At 74.8% G+C, this 14,388-nt stretch carries 17 protein-coding genes; 13 read left to right on the top strand and 4 right to left on the bottom strand.

The genetic code is table 11. The features are described 5' to 3' along the window. The first annotated feature begins 2 nt into the window (after window positions 1-2). The 5 genes from DMP15_RS25350 (at window position 3) to DMP15_RS25330 (ending at window position 2,935) form a co-directional block, all read left to right on the top strand. Window positions 3-1,013, top strand: a complete 1,011-nt coding sequence (locus DMP15_RS25350; protein WP_253068299.1) for a glucosyl-3-phosphoglycerate synthase — start codon at window positions 3-5, stop codon at window positions 1,011-1,013. Between the two features lie 35 nt (window positions 1,014-1,048). Beyond that, window positions 1,049-1,411 carry a DivIVA domain-containing protein gene (locus tag DMP15_RS25345; protein ID WP_073577741.1) on the top strand — a complete coding sequence of 121 codons (363 nt, stop codon included), beginning with the start codon at window positions 1,049-1,051 and terminating at the stop codon, window positions 1,409-1,411. Continuing rightward, window positions 1,386-1,973, top strand: a complete 588-nt coding sequence (locus DMP15_RS25340) for an SRPBCC family protein (RefSeq protein WP_443217679.1) — start codon at window positions 1,386-1,388, stop codon at window positions 1,971-1,973. Before DMP15_RS25345 ends, DMP15_RS25340 begins: the two co-directional genes overlap by 26 nt. Continuing rightward, window positions 1,970-2,596 (top strand): DNA-3-methyladenine glycosylase I, encoded by a 627-nt coding sequence (locus tag DMP15_RS25335; RefSeq protein WP_073577742.1) that lies wholly within the window; start codon window positions 1,970-1,972, stop codon window positions 2,594-2,596. The genes DMP15_RS25340 and DMP15_RS25335 overlap by 4 nt, the downstream gene beginning before the upstream one ends. Window positions 2,597-2,767: 171 nt before the next feature. Then, on the top strand, window positions 2,768-2,935 hold the full coding sequence (locus tag DMP15_RS25330) for a DUF3117 domain-containing protein (RefSeq protein WP_010241564.1): 168 nt from the start codon (window positions 2,768-2,770) through the stop codon (window positions 2,933-2,935). Window positions 2,936-3,015: 80 nt separating this feature from the next. Here DMP15_RS25330 and glgA read toward each other — a convergent pair whose 3' ends face one another. Then, a complete protein-coding gene (gene glgA, locus DMP15_RS25325) occupies window positions 3,016-4,179 on the bottom strand; it encodes a glycogen synthase (protein ID WP_100879699.1) in 1,164 nt (387 codons plus the stop codon). A 137-nt stretch (window positions 4,180-4,316) separates the two neighbouring features. Here glgA and glgC point away from each other — a divergent pair, with 137 nt between their 5' ends. Further along, the gene (glgC, locus tag DMP15_RS25320; RefSeq protein ID WP_073577744.1) at window positions 4,317-5,552 is read left to right on the top strand and encodes a glucose-1-phosphate adenylyltransferase; all 1,236 of its coding nucleotides are present in this window, start codon (window positions 4,317-4,319) and stop codon (window positions 5,550-5,552) included. A gap of 54 nt (window positions 5,553-5,606) precedes the next feature. Here glgC and DMP15_RS25315 read toward each other — a convergent pair whose 3' ends face one another. After that, the gene (locus tag DMP15_RS25315) at window positions 5,607-6,239 is read right to left on the bottom strand and encodes an O-methyltransferase (protein WP_100879700.1); all 633 of its coding nucleotides are present in this window, start codon (window positions 6,237-6,239) and stop codon (window positions 5,607-5,609) included. A gap of 167 nt (window positions 6,240-6,406) precedes the next feature. On the opposite strand from DMP15_RS25315, the gene sigE reads away from it, so the two are divergent. The 4 genes from sigE to tatB all read left to right on the top strand — a co-directional run bounded on the left by sigE (window position 6,407) and on the right by tatB (window position 9,857). After that, window positions 6,407-7,048: an RNA polymerase sigma factor SigE gene (sigE, locus tag DMP15_RS25310; RefSeq protein WP_062400471.1), complete on the top strand. Its 642-nt coding sequence runs from the start codon at window positions 6,407-6,409 to the stop codon at window positions 7,046-7,048. Continuing rightward, complete coding sequence (locus DMP15_RS25305; RefSeq protein ID WP_073577746.1) at window positions 7,045-7,695, top strand: anti-sigma factor family protein; 651 nt, start codon at window positions 7,045-7,047, stop codon at window positions 7,693-7,695. The genes sigE and DMP15_RS25305 overlap by 4 nt, the downstream gene beginning before the upstream one ends. Window positions 7,696-7,814: 119 nt before the next feature. Next, the gene (locus tag DMP15_RS25300) at window positions 7,815-9,392 is read left to right on the top strand and encodes a S1C family serine protease (protein ID WP_312888529.1); all 1,578 of its coding nucleotides are present in this window, start codon (window positions 7,815-7,817) and stop codon (window positions 9,390-9,392) included. Window positions 9,393-9,410: 18 nt separating this feature from the next. Beyond that, a complete protein-coding gene (tatB, locus tag DMP15_RS25295; RefSeq protein WP_073577747.1) occupies window positions 9,411-9,857 on the top strand; it encodes a Sec-independent protein translocase protein TatB in 447 nt (148 codons plus the stop codon). A gap of 72 nt (window positions 9,858-9,929) precedes the next feature. Here tatB and DMP15_RS25290 read toward each other — a convergent pair whose 3' ends face one another. Together DMP15_RS25290 and DMP15_RS25285 are read right to left on the bottom strand one after the other, a co-directional pair. Then, window positions 9,930-11,333: an amidase gene (locus tag DMP15_RS25290; RefSeq protein ID WP_337826537.1), complete on the bottom strand. Its 1,404-nt coding sequence runs from the start codon at window positions 11,331-11,333 to the stop codon at window positions 9,930-9,932. 5 nt (window positions 11,334-11,338) lie between these two features. Further along, the gene (locus DMP15_RS25285; RefSeq protein WP_337826536.1) at window positions 11,339-12,325 is read right to left on the bottom strand and encodes a D-2-hydroxyacid dehydrogenase; all 987 of its coding nucleotides are present in this window, start codon (window positions 12,323-12,325) and stop codon (window positions 11,339-11,341) included. A gap of 96 nt (window positions 12,326-12,421) precedes the next feature. On the opposite strand from DMP15_RS25285, the gene DMP15_RS25280 reads away from it, so the two are divergent. Genes DMP15_RS25280 through DMP15_RS25270 form a run of 3 tightly spaced genes read left to right on the top strand, consistent with a single transcriptional unit; the run spans window position 12,422 to window position 14,369 of the window. Then, the gene (locus tag DMP15_RS25280) at window positions 12,422-12,919 is read left to right on the top strand and encodes a DUF3830 family protein (protein WP_161151401.1); all 498 of its coding nucleotides are present in this window, start codon (window positions 12,422-12,424) and stop codon (window positions 12,917-12,919) included. 40 nt (window positions 12,920-12,959) lie between these two features. After that, window positions 12,960-13,688, top strand: a complete 729-nt coding sequence (locus tag DMP15_RS25275) for a maleate cis-trans isomerase family protein (protein ID WP_073577751.1) — start codon at window positions 12,960-12,962, stop codon at window positions 13,686-13,688. Between the two features lie 9 nt (window positions 13,689-13,697). Then, window positions 13,698-14,369: a GntR family transcriptional regulator gene (locus DMP15_RS25270; RefSeq protein ID WP_202416334.1), complete on the top strand. Its 672-nt coding sequence runs from the start codon at window positions 13,698-13,700 to the stop codon at window positions 14,367-14,369. Window positions 14,370-14,388 lie beyond the last annotated feature (19 nt).

Raw genomic sequence — 14,388 nt, 5'->3', positions numbered from 1 at the left:
CCGTGACCCTCTCCGCCCGGCTCGCCGCCCGCAAGGACGGCCGTCGCATCGCCGTCGTCCTGCCCGCCCTGGACGAGGAGGCGACGGTCGGTGCGCTCGTCGCCGGGCTGACCCGGCTGTGCGAGGGCCCGGTCCCGCTGGTCGACGACCTTGTCGTCCTCGACTCCGGGAGCACCGACCGCACCGCGGAGTACGCCGCGGCGGCCGGGGCACGGGTGCTCGGCCGCGAGCGGGCGGTGCCCGGCGTCCACGTGCTGCCGGGCAAGGGCGAGGCGATGTGGCGCGCCGTCGTCGCCCTGGGGAACGGGCCGCGCCCGGCCGACCTGGTCTGCTTCATCGACGCCGACCTCGTCGACCCGCACCCCGAGCTCGTCGAACGGCTCCTCGCGCCGCTGCTCACCCGGCCCGGGACCGCGCTGGTCAAGGGCTACCACCGGCGTCCGCTCACCGGCCCCGGCGGCCCCGGTGGTGCCTGCGGCCCCGACGACGCGAGCGGGCACGAGGGCGGCCGCGTCACCGAGCTGCTCGCCCGCCCCCTGCTCGCCGCGCTCCGCCCCGGGCTGCGGCACGTCCGCCAGCCCATCGGGGGTGAGTACGCCGCCACCCGCGAGCTGCTCGACCGGCTCCCGTTCGCGACCGGCTACGGCGTCGACATCGGCCTGCTGCTCGACACCGACGCCGACACCGTCGTCGGCGGGACCGCGGCCATCGCGCAGGCCGACCTCGGCGTGCGCCGGCACCGCAACCGCCCGCTGCACGAGCTCGGCCGCACCTCCCGCGAGGTCCTCGCCACGGCCCTGGCCCGCTGCGGGGTCGAGGACTCCGGCGCCGGACTCACCGCGTTCCTCCCCGACGACGTCCTCCCCGGCCACGTGCACACCGGCCACGGCGCGGAGACGGAATGGCGCACCGAGACCCGTCCGTTGCGCCAGGTGGACCGGCCCCCACCGGGCCGGGTGCGCGACGGAGGGTCCGCCGAGCCGGTGGTCGCACCCGCCGCCCGCGTGGGGTGAGACCCGTCGTCGGACCGGCGTGATGAGATGGCGGCATGGGGACCGCCCTCGCGTACGTGCTCGTGCTGGCCGGCGTCGCCGCGCTGGTGTTCGTGTTGGCGGCCGCGGTCTTCGGCCGCGGGGAGGAGCTCGCCCCGCTCGCCCCGGACGCGACACCCACCCGGCTGCCCGCCCGCGAGGTTTCCGGAACCGACGTCCGCGACCTGCGTTTCCAGCAGGTGCTGCGCGGATACCGGATGGCTGAGGTGGACTGGGCACTCGACCGGTTGGCCGGCGAGCTGGACCGGGTCCGGACCGACCGGCACGAGCTGGCCGACCGGGTGGCCCGGTTGGAGGCGACGATCGCGCGGATGCGCGCCGAGGAGGACCCGGGTGACGAGCAACGACGGCAGTGGTGACGGCGGTACCGCAGGCAGGAGCGGGGACGGCCGCGACGGCGGGGTCGGCGACCGCACCCCGGGCGTGCGCCCGGCCGGCGACGGCCGGGTGGAGCTGACGGTCCCGGTCGACGTCAACGTGCCCGCCGACGTCCTGTGGGAGGTCGTCTCCGACCTCGAGGGCCAGTCGGACTGGATGCTCGGCACGACCGTCGAGATCACCGCGGGCGACGGCCGCTCGGTCGGCACCGAGCTGCGCGCGGTCACCGGGGTCGGGCCGCTCGGCGTCGCCGACTCGATGCGGGTCACCGAGTGGACCGAACCGCCCGCCGGTGCGACGGGGGAGCGGCGGATCGTCGTCACCCACACCGGCACCGTGATCCGCGGCGACGGCGTGTTCGTCGTCGTGGAGCTGGGCCCGGCGCGGTCGCGGTTCCTGTGGACCGAGCTGCTCGACCTGCCGCTCGGTGCGCTCGGCCGGTTCGGCTGGCCGCTGGTGCGCCCCGCGTTCCGTGCCGGGGTCGCGCACTCGCTGCGCGGGATGGCCGAGCGGACCGAGGACCGCTACCGGGCCGGCCGGTGACATCGCCCGACCCCGCGGCCCACGACGACCGCCCCCGCTGCGACTGGGCGCTCTCGGCACCGGACTACGTCGCCTACCACGACGACGAGTGGGGCCGCCCCGTCCACGGCACCGCGGCCTGGTTCGAGCGCATGAGCCTGGAGGCGTTCCAGTCCGGGCTGTCCTGGATCGTCGTGCTGCGCAAGCGCCCGGCGTTCCGCGAGGTCTTCGCCGACTTCGACCCGGACACGGTCGCCCGCTTCGGCGACGACGACGTGACCCGCCTCCTCGGCGACGCCCGGATCGTGCGCAACCGGATGAAGATCGAGGCCACGATCTCCAACGCCCGCGCCGTGCTCGACCTCCTCGACGCCGGTGACGACCTCGGCGCGTTCCTCGCTTCCTACGCACCCGACCCGGCCGACCACCCGCGCCCGGCACGGCTGTCCGACGTCCCCGGCTCCACGCCCGCATCGACGGCGTTGTCGACGGCGCTCAAGAAGCGCGGCTTCCGGTTCGTCGGTCCCACCACCTGCTACGCACTCATGCAGGCGACCGGTCTGGTCGACGACCACGTCGCGTACTGCTGGCGTGCCGGGGCCGCCCCGGAGGGCCCGCGGCGGACCGGACCGGGGTCGCCGTAGCGTCGCCGGGCCGTTGCGCTGCGTGAACGCCGCGGGTATCGCTGCCGAGCCGTGATCGCCTCGGTTGCACCTCGGCGCCGGTGATGGGGGACAATGTGGTCCCACGGTCGGCGCGTGCCCCGAGCGCGCACCGGGGAACGACAGTTGTGGATGTTGACGGAGGACGGACGAATGGCCGCGATGAAGCCCCGCACCGGCGACGGGCCCATGGAAGTCACCAAGGAGGGCCGGGGCATCGTGATGCGCGTCCCGCTCGAGGGCGGCGGGCGTCTCGTCGTCGAGATGACCCCGGACGAGGCCACCGACCTCAGTGAGGCGCTGAAGTCGACCGTCGGCTGACGGCCGACGGAACGGACACGACGCGGCGGGGCCGGGGAACCGGTCCCGCCGTCGTCGTACCCGGGGCCCGGTGACGGGCCTCAGGCCACCGACTCGTAGACCTCCAGCGTCCGCCGGGCCATCTCGGCCCAGGCGAACTCGGCGACCGCGCGCTCCCGGCCCCGCTCACCCATCGTCGCGGCCCGCCGCGGGTCCGCGACCAGCGCGTTGACCGCCTCGGCCAGTGCCGCTTCGAACGCGGCGGTGTCGGCCGGGTCGTAGTGCGCGAGGAGGCCGGTCGCGCCGTCGTCGACGACCTCCGGGATCCCGCCGACGTCGGAGGCGACCACGGCCGTACCGCAGGCCATCGCCTCCAGGTTCACGATGCCCAGCGGCTCGTAGACCGAGGGGCACACGAACACCGTCGCCGCCGACAGCAGCTGGCGGACCTCGGCGGTGGCGAGCATCCGCTGGATCCACACGACGCCGTCGCGCGAGGCGGACAGCTCCGCCACCGCCCGCTCGGTCTCGGCCGCGATCTCCTTCGTGTCCGGGGCGCCCGCGCAGAGCACGACCTGCGCCGACGGGTCGAACCGGTGTGCCGCCGCGACCAGGTGCCCGAGGCCCTTCTGTCGGGTGATCCGGCCGACGAACACCACGAGCGGCCGGTCCGGGTCGACGCCGTGGGCGAGCAGCGCGTCGCGGGCCGGGTCGGGCGCGTAGAACTGCGTGTCGATGCCGTTGTGCACCACGTGCACCAGGTCCGGGTCGATCGCGGGGTAGGCGTTCAGCACGTCGCGGCGCATGCCGTGGGAGACCGCGATGACGGCGTCCGCCGCCTCGTAGGCGGTCCGCTCCACCCACGACGACAGCCGGTACCCGCCGCCGAGCTGCTCGGCCTTCCACGGCCGCAGCGGCTCCAGCGAGTGGGCCGTGACCACGTGCGGGCGCCCGTGCAGCAGACCGCCGATGTGGCCCGCCATGTTGGCGTACCAGGTGTGGGAGTGCAGTACGTCGCAGCGCTCCAGCTCGGCGGCCATCGACAGGTCCACCCCGAGCGTGGTCAGCGCCGCGTTCGCCCCGTCCGGCAGCGGCGGCGCGGAGTGTGCGCGCGCGTCGGCCGGGGCGTTGCTGCCCGGTTCGGCGAAGCAGTGCACGTCGACGTCGACGAGCTCCCGCAGGGCGGGGACGAGATGTCCCACGTGGACTCCGGCGCCGCCGTAGACGGCGGGCGGGTATTCACGGGTGAGAAGGCCGACGCGCACGGGCCGGGACGCTACCGGGGCGGGCGGACGCGGCGCGAGGAGTCCGCCGGGCGATCGCTGCGTCCGATCCGGTCCGACCCTGCCCGGCGGGGCCGGACGTATGGCCCCGCCACCGGGCGCCCACTAGTGTTCACGCCATGCGACCGACCGCGTCCGGACGTCTTCCCGGAAGGGTTCTCGGCATCGTGCTGGCCGGTGGCGAGGGGAAGCGGCTCTGGCCGCTCACCGCGGACCGTGCCAAGCCCGCCGTCCCGTTCGGTGGCAACTACCGGCTCATCGACTTCGTGCTGTCCAACCTCGTGAACTGCGGGATGGACCGGCTGTGCGTGCTGACCCAGTACAAGTCGCACTCGTTGGACCGGCACATCTCGACGACGTGGCGGCTGTCGTCGGTGCTCGACCAGTACATCACCACCGTCCCGGCCCAGCAGCGGCTCGGCAGGCGCTGGTACACCGGCTCGGCGGACGCGATCTTCCAGAGCCTCAACCTGGTCTACGACGACCAGCCCGAGTACATCGCCGTGTTCGGCGCCGACCACGTCTACCGGATGGACCCGGCGCAGATGATCGCCCAGCACGCCGAGTCCGGCGCGGGCGTCACCGTCGCGGGGATCCGGGTGCCGCGGGCCGAGGCCAAGGCGTTCGGCTGCATCGCCTCCGACGAGACCGGCCGCATCACCGAGTTCCTCGAGAAGCCGTCCGACCCGCCGCACGTGCCGGACGACCCCGAGGTGACCTTCGCTTCGATGGGCAACTACGTGTTCACCACCGAGGCACTGCTCGACGCGCTGAAGGCCGACGCTGCGAACGCCGACTCCGATCACGACATGGGCGGGGACATCATCCCGGCGCTCGTCGCCAAGGGTGACGCGCACGTCTACGACTTCGCCGACAACGTCGTCCCCGGCGCCACCGAGCGCGACGCCGGCTACTGGCGCGACGTCGGGACCATCGACGCGTACTACGACGCGCACACCGACCTCGTCTCGGTGCACCCGATCTTCAACCTCTACAACCAGCGCTGGCCCATCCGCACCGCGATGCCCGCGCTGCCGCCGGCGAAGTTCGTCGAGGGCGGCATCGCGCAGGACTCGATCGTCGGCGCGGGCACGATCATCTCCGGGGCGATCGTGCGCCGGTCGGTCATCAGCCCGAACGTGTCGGTGTCGGGCGGCGCGGAGGTCTCGGACTCGGTCGTGCTGCCGGGCGCCCGGATCGGCCGGGGCGCGGTCGTGCGCCGTGCGATCCTCGACAAGAACGTCGTCGTCCCCGACGGCGCGCTGATCGGCGTCGACCTGAACCTCGACCGCAGCCGCTACACCGTCTCCAACGGCGGCGTCGTCGTCCTCGGCAAGGGCGTCACGGCGCAGTAGCGCCGACCTGCGGCTCCGCGCTCACCTGCGGTGTCGATGCCGCGTTCGCTCCGCTCACCTGCGGACGGCGCAGAGCATCCCGTCCGCGACCGGCAGCAGCGCCGACAGCAGGCGCTCGTCGTCGCGGACCAGCGCGGCGGTCTCGCGCAGTGCGGCCGTACCCGGACCGTGCACGGCACCGGGCTCGGCGACCCGGCCACCGTCGAGCACACCCTCCAGCACCAGCACCCCGCCGGGGCGCAGCAGCCGGATCGCCTCGGCCAGGTAGCCGGGGTACTCGGCGGGGACGGCGTCGGCGACGACGAGGTCGTAGCCGCCGTCGGTCAGTCGCGGCAGCACCTCCAGTGCCATCCCGTTGATCAGCCGCGCGCGCCCGGGCCCGTACCCGGCGGCGAGGAAGGTGCGCCGGGCCGAACGCTGCAGCTCCGGGTCGACGTCGATGGTGGTCAGCGTCCCGTCGCCGGCCATGCCGCGCAGGAGGTACAGCCCGCTCACCCCGGCTCCGGTCCCGATCTCGACGACGGCCCGAGCGGAGACCGTCGCGGCCAGCACCGACAGCGCCGCCCCGCCCGCCGCGGAGATGGGGTGCGCGCCCGCCGCCGTGCCCAGTGCGCGGGCCTCGCCGCACGCATCGTCCTCGGCGAGGTAGCCCTCGGCGTACGCGGCCGCCCCCGCGGGTGTGCTCATGGCGCAAGATTATCGCCGCATGATCCGTCGTCGGTTTCACAGACTTCTCTCAGACGGGTTTCACATCCTCCTCATGGGTGGCGGGCAGTCTGTGGTGCAACGAACGAAGCCTCGCGGCCGATCGACACCACGACACGGTCGCGACTCCACGGAGGTGCCCCGCCCCGATGTCCGCCCCTCGCGCAACCGACGACGCCCCGTTCCGGGACGCCGCCGCCGGTACCCGCCCCGGTGAGGGTGCCGACTGGACCCCGCCCACCTGGGACGAGGTCGTCCGGGAGCACGCCGACCGCGTCTACCGACTCGCCTACCGCCTGTCCGGCAACCAGCACGACGCGGAGGACCTCACCCAGGAGACCTTCATCCGGGTGTTCCGGTCCCTGGCGTCCTACAAGCCGGGCACCTTCGAGGGCTGGCTGCACCGCATCACCACGAACCTGTTCCTCGACATGGTCCGCCGCCGCGCCCGGCTGCGGATGGAGGGACTGCCCGAGGACACCGACCGGCTCCCGGGCGGTGGCCCCGAGCCCGAGACCGTGTTCGCGATCAACCACCTCGACCCGCACCTGCAGGCCGCGCTGGACGAGCTGCCCCCGGACTTCCGGGTCGCCGTCGTCCTGTGCGACGTCGAGGGCCTGTCCTACGAGGAGATCGGCGCCACCCTCGGGGTGAAGCTCGGCACCGTCCGCAGCCGCATCCACCGGGGCCGGACCGCGCTGCGGGCGTCGCTGGAGCGGCACCGCGCGGCCGCGGCGGAGGAGCAGGCGGTGGCATCCGACCGCGGTCCGGTGGCAGAGTTGGTCCCGTGACCGAGCGACGGCGTTTCCAGGTCGTCCCCCCGGACTGGGGGACGACCCACCTGACGCTCGAGGCGGTCGTCGCCTTCGTGGACGACGAGCTGGCCGCCGGCCCGCACGACCGCGCCACCCGCCACCTCGAGCGCTGCCCCGACTGCGCGGTGGAGGTCGCCGAGCAGCGGCGGGCCCGCACCGCGCTGCGCGGTGCCGACGCCCCCACGCTGCCGCCGTCGCTGATGTCGACGCTGCGCGCGATCCCGCAGGACACCGAGCTGCCCCCGCCGCCGGCGGGCCTGTCGCTCACCCCGGACGGCCAGCTCGTGTCGGTGCTGCGCCCGGCGCCGGTCGAGGGCGACCACGGCCGTCGTGCCGGCCGGTCGCGACGGGTGCGTCTGGGCACCGGTGCCGCCGTGTCCGGGCTGGCGCTCGGCGCGCTCGCGTTCGGCCTGCCCGCCGCCACGACCGCCACCCCGACCGGGCCGGCCGTCCCCGGCCCGGGTGCCGCGGCCGTCGCCCGGTTCGCGGCCACCCCGGTGCCCGCCTCGTCGCGGCGGACGGCCGTCCCGGCCGCCACCACGGTGGACTCGACCGGTGCGCCGCTGTCGCCGACGACCTCGGCCACGCCGACCGGTGACGCCGACATCTCGCCGACGCGCTGACGCGTCACCGATACACCGACTTCACCGCCCGCCGGGCAGGCTGAGTGGGTGTACTGGGTGGACGCCGTGCCGGCTGATCGATCGTCGGGAGCAGTCTCCCCGGGCTCCGGGGTGACCCGGTGAGCGACGACCGCGGCGCCCGCCCGGACGGCGCGGCCGACCCGGAGGCCCACGGCTCCGCCCCGCCGCGGCTGCGCCCCCGCCCGCTGGACCGTCCCGCGACCGACCCCGGCGAGCAGGCCGCTTTCGGCCGCCCGGACGGCGTCGGCAGCTCGTTCGCGCCGCCGTCGTCGCACCTCGGGTCGAACGGGTCGCTGCCGACGGTGCCCCCACCGACCGCCGCGGTCGCCCGCGCGTTCGGCCGCCCGGACCGCGCACCGGACGGCGGCCCCGCCGGTGGTCTGCAGCGTCCGCCCGGTGCGTCGGGCGACGCGCTGCGCGGTGGTGAGCAGAGCGCCGAGCAGGACCCGTTCTGGCCCGGCGGCTCGACCGGCGACCCCTGGCGCGACCCGGGCACGCCGGTCGTCGCCGCGCCACCGCCCGGCGACGGCGACGCGCCCGGTGAGGGTCCCCGGCCCGACGGCCCCCGGCTCAGCGTCCGCGAGGTCCTGTTCGGCAAGCGGGTGCAGCCGCGCGCGCTGGCGCTGCTCGGCGTACTCGCCCTCGTCGTCGGTGCGGCGGGCGGCCTGGTCGGGCACTGGACCGCCGCCGCTGCGAGCGCACTGACCAGCCCCGGAGCCGTGCTGAGCGCGACCGAGCCCGCCCGGGAACGGCCGCCCGGCTCGGTGTCGGAGGTCGCCTCGCGGGTGCTGCCCGCGGTCGTCTCGCTGGAGGTGACCGTCGGCAACCAGGCGGGCAACGGCTCCGGCGTCGTGATCGACCCCGCTGGCTACGTGCTCACCAACGACCACGTCGTCGCGCCGGCGACCGGACCCGGCCAGGGAACCATCGAGGCCCTGTTCTCCGACGGCTCCCGCGTCCCGGCCACCGTGGTCGGTGCGGACCCGATGACCGACCTCGCGGTGGTCAAGGTGCCCGTCGCGAACCCGACGGTCGCCGCGATCGGCCGCTCCGGCGAGCTCGCCGTCGGTGACGCGGTGATCGCGATCGGGTCGCCGTTCGGCCTGGCGGGCACGGTGACGACGGGGATCGTGTCGGCCGTCGACCGCCCGGTGCGGCTCGACCCCGAGGGAAGTGCGGGCGACGCGGTGATCGACGCCGTGCAGACCGACGCCGCGATCAACCCCGGCAACTCCGGCGGCCCACTGGTGGACGCGACCGGCGCCGTCGTCGGCATCAACACCGCGATCCGCAGCGCGGGCAGCGCCGAGTCCGGGGCACAGGGCGGCTCGATCGGCCTGGGCTTCGCCATCCCGATCGACGACGCCCGCGCCATCGCCGAGGAGCTCATCCGCACCGGCCGCGTGGCGCACGCCGACCTCGGTGTCAACGCCCGCTCGGTCACCGACGGCGCCACCGACGGCGCCCAGGTGCAGAACGTCGTCGCCGGGGGACCGGCGGCCGCGGCCGGGATCGCCGACGGCGACGTCGTCGTCGACGTCGCCGGGCGCCCCATCGCCAGTGCCGACGAGCTGGTCGTCGCCGTCCGCGAACACGCCCCCGGCGAGCAGGTCCCGGTCGGTCTCGTCCGCCAGGGACGACCGCTCACCGTGACCGTCACGCTCGGGCAGCGCTAGTACCCGTACGCTGGCGCTGTGTTCGAGAACATCGGCATGCCGGAGATCCTCGTCCTGGTCGTGGCGGGGCTCTTCATCCTCGGCCCGGAGCGGCTGCCCGAGGCGGCGGCGTGGCTGGGCCGCGCCGTGCGCAAGGTCAAGGAGTTCGCCACCGGCGCCCAGGACCACCTGAAGAAGGAGCTGGGCCCGGAGTTCGACCAGATCCAGCAGCCGCTCAACGACCTGCGCAGCCTGCGCTCGCTCAACCCGCGCACCGCGATCACCCGCAGCCTGTTCTCCGACGACGGGTTCGCCGGCCCGGTCAAGCCGAACGGCTTCGCCCCCGGCGCCGGGACCGCCGCGGCGGCCGGTGGCGTGGCGGCGGCCGGGGGCGCGGCCGCCGCGAGCACCCCGCCGCCCGTCCGAGAGCCGCAGCCCCCGCTCACCTCGGGCGAGAAGCCCCCGGTCGACTGGGACGCCACCTGAGCCCACCCGTTCCGACGCCCCCGGCGCCGTACCCGATCCCGGGGTGCGGCGCCGGCGTCGTGCGGGACGGGGTCAGCCCAGCAGCGGGGGCCTGCGCAGGTGGTGCGTCGTCGCCTGCTGGTAGGCGTGCGCGGCGGCCAGCACCGTGGCGTCGGCGTGCCGCGGCCCGACGACCTGCAGCCCCACCGGCAGGCCGGCGGAGGTGAAGCCGCACGGCACCGACGTCGCGGGCTGCTGGGTCATGTTGAACGGGTACGTGAACGGCGTCCACGACGTCCAGCGTGGGTCGTGCCAGCCCTCGGGGACCTCCCGGCCGCCCTCGAACGCGGTGATCGGCAGTGTCGGGGTGAGCAGCAGGTCGTACTCGGAGTGGAAGGCGCCCATCAGCGTCCCCAGCTCGTTGCGCACGGCCATCGCGCCCAGGTAGTCCAGCGCCGAGACCCCGGCGCCCTGCGCGGCGATCTCCACCAGCGCCGGATCCATGGCCTTCCTGGCCTCGGCGCCGACCGGCTCCAGGGACTTCGCGGCCGCGGCGAACCAGAGCGTGTGGAACGGCTCGATCGGGTCGGCGAAACCGGGGTCGGCATTCTCGACGGTCGCGCCGAGCTCACGGGCGAACACCGCGGCCGCCTCGGCGACCAGCGCCGCCACCTCCGGGTCGACGTCGACGAACCCCAGGGTGGGGGAGAACGCGATGCGCAGGCCCTGCGCGCCCCCGGCGAGCCGCTCGACGGCGGACTCGCGGGGCACGTCGAACACCCACGGGTCGCGGGTGTCGGGCTGCGCGACGACGTCGTGCAGCAGCGCGGCGTCGGCGACGGTGCGGGTCATCGGGCCGACGTGGGCGAGCGTCCCGAACGCCGAACCGGGGTAGTGGGCGATCCGGCCGTAGGTCGGCTTGTGCGCGACGGTGCCGGTGAACGCGGCCGGGATGCGGACCGAGCCGCCTGCGTCGGTGCCCAGCGACAGGGGGCCCATGCCCAGCCCCACCGCGGATGCGGATCCGCCGGACGAGCCGCCGGCCGTCCTCGTCGGGTCCCACGGGTTGGTGGTGACCCCCGTCAGGGGCGAGTCGGTCACGCCCTTCCAGGCCAGCTCGGGGGTGGTGTTCTTCCCGATCAGCACCGCCCCGGCGGCGCGGACCCGGGCGACCGGCGGACCGTCGACCTCGAACGGGCCGTCCGGGGACGTCGTCGTCGAGCCGCGGCGGGTCGGCCAGCCGATCGTCAGGAGCATGTCCTTGATCGAGGTGGGGACGCCGTCCAGCGGCCCGACCGGCTCCCCGGCCTGCCAGCGCGCCTCGGAGTCCTTCGCCTGCGACAGCGCCGAGTCGGCGTCGACCAGGCAGAATGCGTTCACCGCGCCGTCGTGCGCCTCGATCCGGTCCAGCGCGTCGCGGGTGGCCTGCACCGGCGAGATCTCGCCGCTGCGGTAGCCCGCCAGCAGCTCGGTCGCGCTGAGGTCTGCAGTCGTCACAGCAGTCACACCTTTCCTGCGGATGAGCTCACGTACCCGCGTTCGGGGTCCACCACGTTGCGCAGCTCCCGGCCGTCCCGGAAGCGCGCGAGGTTGTCGGCGAACAGCTCGACGAGCATGTCCTTCCATCCGACGACGTCACCGGACATGTGCGGGGAGAGGAGCACGTGCTCCATCGCCCACAGCGGCGAGGTCGCGGGCAGCGGCTCGGCCTCGAACACGTCCAGGGCGGCGCCGGCGAGCCGCCCGGTCGCGAGCGCGTCGGTCAGGTCGTCCTGCACGACGAGCGCGCCCCGGCCGACGTTGACGACCCGCGCCCGCTCGGGCAGCAGGGCGATCGTCCCGGCGTGCAGCATCCCGCGGGTCGCCTCGGTCAGCGGGGCGGCGAGCACCAGGTGGTCGGTGTCGGGCAGCAGGCCGGGCAGCTCGTCGAAGGCGTGCACGCCGTCCGCGGCGCGCCGGCCGACCAGTCGCACCCGCATCCCGACCGCGCCCAGCAGGTCGGCGACGGCGCGTCCGATCGGCCCGCTCCCGACGACCGTCGCGACCTTCCCGGCGACGGTCTCGGTCTCGCGGTGGCGCCAGGTCCGCTCCCGCTGCAGCGCGAGCGAGCGGGCGGTGTCCTTGGCGAACGCGATCACCGCGCCGAGCACGAACTCGGCGATCGGGCGGTCGAACACCCCGCGCGAGTTCGTCAGCGTCGCACCCGAGGCGAGCAGGGCGGGGAACGCGACCCGGTCGACGCCGGCGCTGGCGGTGTGCACCCAGCGCAGCGCCGCGGTGTCGGTGGCCTCCCAGACGTCCTTGACGGCGTCGGAGGTGAAGTCCCAGGTGAGCAGCACGTCGCTGCCGGGCAGTACGGCGGCGAGCTCGCCGGCGTCGGCGGCGAAGCGGAGACGTGCGTCACCGGCGTGCCGCTCGAGCCCGGGCGGGGCCTCCCCGCCGTGCAGCACGGTGACGGTGATGGGGTCCTGACCAGCGGAAACCGGCAACGGGAGATCCTGTCGGTAGGGAGGTCGGGCGGCGTTGACACGCTAGGAAGCGCACCTACGATTGTCAACAATCCGCGTATCGGACAGGGGGATCGGATGACGAAGCTGATCAGGATCGAGCTCGCGAAGCGTGGCGTCGCGTGCACCGCGAGGCTGCTGGAGGCCGAGGCGCCGCGCACCGCCGCGGCGGTCTGGGAGGCGCTGGCCGACGGCCCGCAGGGTGGCGACGCGCAGCACGCCAAGTACGCCCGCAACGAGGTCTACACGATCGTCCCGCGGTTCGGCCCGCGGATCGGGCAGGAGAACCCGACGGTCACGCCCATCCCGGGCGACGTCTGTTACTTCGACTTCCACGGCGGGATGCTCGACAGCGCGTTCAAGGACGACCAGGGCATCGACGCCGCCGAGGGCGGGATCGACCTCGCGATCTTCTACGGGCGCAACAACCTGCTGCTCAACGGGGATGTCGGCTGGGTGCCGGGCAACGTGTTCGCCACCATCGTCGACGGGCTCGAGGGGATGGCGACCGCCTGCCACGACGTGTGGCGCGCGGGCAGTGTGGGGGAGCGGCTGGTCTACTCGCGGGCGTCGTGACCCTTGCGATGACCCCGGTCTCTGTAGGATTGTCGACAACATGAGCACGGTCGGATTCCTCTACCCGGGCTTCTCCGCCGAGGACGACTACCCGCGCGCCGAGAAGCTGCTGACCGACGGCAGTCGGCTCGCCCTCGTCCACACCGAGATGCCCGAGGACGCCCACCGCGAGGACGCGCTGCTCGCCATCGGCGGCGACGAGGTCCTCGCCGACGGCGCGCGCCGGGTCGCCGCGGAGGCGGGCCCGCTGGACGCGATCGTCTGGGCCTGCACCTCGGGGTCGTTCATCTTCGGTCCCGAGGGCGCCGCCCGGCAGGTCGCGGCGCTGGAACGGGTGTCGGGGGTGCCGACGTCGAGCACGTCGTTCGCCTTCGTCGACGCCTGCCGGCGGCTCGGGATCCGCTCGGTGGCGGTCGGGGCGACCTATCCGCCGGACGTCGCCGGCGCCTTCGTGCACTTCCTGACCCACCACGACATCTCCGTGCACACGCTGTCCGCCCGCGACATCATCACCGCCGCCGAGGTCGGGACGTTGCCGCCGGAGACCGTGCTGGAGTTCGCCGCCGCGGTGGCCTCGGACGCGCCCGGCGCCGACGCGGTGCTGCTGCCCGACACCGCGCTGCACACCGTGGATGTGCTCGACGCGCTGGACGCACGCGTGGGCAGGCCGGTGCTGACAGCGAACCAGGTGAGCATCTGGCAGGGCCTGCGTGTGGCCGGGGCCGACGTCGACCGTCCCGGCCTGGGGACACTGTTCCGGAGAGGGTGACTCGTGGGCCTGGACGTCTCGGAGCTCGAGCCGGTGAGCCGGCGCTCCACCGCGGAGATCGTCGCCGACCGGATCCGTGCGGCGATCATGCGCGGCACGTTCGCGCCGGGCACCCAGCTCGGCGAGGTGGACCTCGCGAACCGGCTGGGGGTGAGCCGCGGCCCGCTGCGCGAGGCGATGCAGCGCCTCGTCGCCGAGGGGTTGCTGCGCAGCGAACGCCACCGCGGCCTGTTCGTGCGCGAGCTCGGTCCCGACGACGTCCGTGACGTCTACCTGGCCCGCACCGCGGTGGAGCGGGCCGCGGCGCTCAAGGTGCTGGAGGGTGACCGCGCGGCGGCCGTCGTCGCGCTGGAGATCCCGCTCGGGGTGATGGCCGCCGCGGCCGAGGCGGGCGACGCCGTGGCCCTCGCCGACGCCGACCACGACTTCCACGCCGCGCTCGTCGCCGCGTCGGGGAGCCCGCGGCTGCGCCGGATGACCGAGGGTCTGCTCGTCGAGACCCGGATGTGTCTCGCCGCGTTCCAGCAGACCGCCCCGCCCGCCCGGGCGCTGCTCGCCGAGCACGAACGGCTGCGCGATGCCCTGCGCGACGGCCGCACCGAGCTGCTGCTGGACCGGCTGGCCGCCCACATGGACGACGCCGTCACCCGCATCCTCGCCGCGATGCCCGGGGCGGCCTGAACGCCTGTGAACCGAACCG

Source organism: Pseudonocardia sp. UM4_GMWB1, assembly GCF_017312155.1.
GTDB classification, from domain to species: domain Bacteria; phylum Actinomycetota; class Actinomycetes; order Mycobacteriales; family Pseudonocardiaceae; genus Pseudonocardia; species Pseudonocardia alni.
The sequence above is the reverse complement of the archived record's forward strand: the minus strand, read 5'-3'. Positions and strand labels throughout refer to the sequence as shown.